Here is a 2152-nt window from a genome sequence, read left to right as displayed (position 1 = left end):
ATTTGAAAAAAAGATGAAATGTTCAAACCGAAAAAGCTATTATAATGTGTCTTTCATTGTTTTAAGTTGACTTAATATCCGCATTTTCACAATTCTCTTGCGAAACTCGGTATATTTTTCTTTGAAAATGATTTTTCCAAGATTTTTGACAAAATGATAATGACATATTTGCTGCTGAACTTCTGAAAAAACCTCACTCAATGCATCACGGATATGTTTGCTCATGTCTCTGACAACAACTATTGGAGGCTCGTATAGCAATTTCAGTGTTTGCAGGAACGCCTTTACGTATTTTTTATTTTCAGTTGGGATGATTTGAGCATCCATAGTAATTCCTGTTTCTCCTTCTTTCGCCATAAACACAATTTCGTTGCCCGCCTCACCGGTTCCGTCCAGATGAAGCCTTATACCCCCTCTTTTTTCAAAAAGGGCATTTATTTCAGGTGTATGACTTTTGTGCAAAGCATAAAACCTTAGGAGAAACTCTTCAGACAGGTTAGAAATCTCGCCAGTTGAGATATGAATTCCCCTTGACAAGAAAATGGTTTTTATCTCTTCTCGTTGATAGTCAAAAAACCATCGTAAAATACCAATTGCCACCATTACTTTGCTATCAAAGTTGCGACCAGCAGGACATATCCGATTAACAAGTGAAAGTAAAGACTCATCGAATGAACCATGTTCCTTACAGTACCTGAAATATATACTAAATCTTATTTCGCCTGATAATGTTCTGACTATTCTTTTATCGGTTCTTTGGACATGGAGTCTTTTTTTACAGATGGGGCATATGACGTGGATTTTTTTGATTTCTTCGGATACAATAGGTAGATAGAGAACGTTTTTTTTTCGAAATCGTAGTTAATACCAATACGTTCCAGAGAGTCACGTAAGACAGGATGCCCCATATTCTCCAACATATCAAAGACCTCGTTTGGAGTTAAATCTCCTTGCATTAGTCGAACGGCTAAATAAGAGAACTGTACACCCTCTATAGGAAAATTAGTTGGGAAAGACGGGTTAGTACCCAAAGATCGGATGTGCCGCTGGATAACTTTTCCACCAACTCGGACAGATTCTACTTCGGCATAATAAACCTTGATTTCACCGTTTTTGTTACGCCGTTCAATCTTTCTTATGTAACTCATAATTGTAGTGTAATGTTACACTACAATATAATACCAACGTTTCACAGTAGAAAAACAAATATTCAACACATGGAGAGAGAATAAAAACTGTTGGAAGATTTTAGTAGCCTAAAAATCCAACCTTATTTTGACCCCATAGGATTAGTCACATGTGGAGAAGCTAGAGCCACCGGTCCTTCAGATAGGCAAGTTCTGGCAAAAATCTTTATTCCGAAACTAGAGTAGCTGTCGTTCGTTTTAAAGAGACAGGATGTGTAAGAGGAGATTACAGCCAGGAGTTCAGCCGGTCCTATTTGATTGCTCCTGCTGGCGATAACTATTGTGTTCATCCGGAACGGGAGACGTAACGGTGCACTTTGCATGAAGGCCGACCCCTACCATATACCTAAAGTTAAGTGGAAGTAATAATATGGGAGAACGAATTAAGATAAATGCTAATAAATCTTTGTCAGCAAAGGAGAAATCGTCTCCTCACAAACAAAAGACCGGTTTTCGACCTCAAAGCTCACATGTTGATCGAATCCTGTTTCTTCAAAGAACCATCGGTAACCAGGCTGTCCAGCGACAGCTAAAATCAGGAACCTTGCAGGCAAAACTCACCATCGGCCAGCCCGGGGATAAGTACGAGCAGGAGGCGGACCGGGTGGCGGATGCGGTGATACGGATGCCGGAGCCGGAGATGCAGCGGCAGGTGGAGTCTGAAGAGGAGAAGGAAGAAACGCTTCAAGCCAAACCACTAGCCAACCAGATTACACCTTTCGTTCAGGTGCAGCGACAAGAGGAACCAGAGGAAGAAGAGATACTTCAAGCAAAGAGCAGGGAGGATACAACTCCTGAAGTTACGAATGATCTTGAATCTCGAATCAATGCTATCAGGGGCAGCGGCCAGCCTCTGGCAGAATCGGAGCGGGGCTTTTTCGAGCCGCGATTTGGGCATGATTTTAGCCAGGTAAGGGTGCATACGGATACTCGAGCTGCCGAGTCGGCGCAGGCGGTGAATGCGC

Annotated in this window: 3 protein-coding genes; 1 reads left to right on the top strand and 2 read right to left on the bottom strand. The window is 41.9% G+C overall.

The features are described from left to right. Positions 1-39 precede the first annotated feature (39 nt). A complete protein-coding gene (locus IBX40_12975; protein ID MBE0525223.1) occupies positions 40-603 on the bottom strand; it encodes a transposase in 564 nt (187 codons plus the stop codon). 134 nt (positions 604-737) lie between these two features. Continuing rightward, complete coding sequence (locus IBX40_12970; GenBank protein ID MBE0525222.1) at positions 738-1148, bottom strand: hypothetical protein; 411 nt, start codon at positions 1146-1148, stop codon at positions 738-740. Between the two features lie 409 nt (positions 1149-1557). Between IBX40_12970 and IBX40_12965 the strand changes: the two genes are divergently transcribed. Beyond that, positions 1558-2152: DUF4157 domain-containing protein (locus IBX40_12965; protein ID MBE0525221.1), on the top strand; the 595-nt coding region annotated here is incomplete at its 3' end.

Source organism: Methanosarcinales archaeon (assembly GCA_014859725.1).
GTDB lineage: Archaea > Halobacteriota > Methanosarcinia > Methanosarcinales > Methanocomedenaceae > Kmv04.
The sequence above is the reverse complement of the archived record's forward strand: the minus strand, read 5'-3'. Positions and strand labels throughout refer to the sequence as shown.

Excerpts from the sequence above, each read along its gene's own strand:
- IBX40_12975 (MBE0525223.1), bottom strand. The coding sequence starts at position 603 with ATGGTGGCAATTGGTATTTTACGATGGTTTTTTGACTATCAACGAGAA.
- IBX40_12970 (MBE0525222.1), bottom strand. The coding sequence starts at position 1,148 with ATGAGTTACATAAGAAAGATTGAACGGCGTAACAAAAACGGTGAAATC.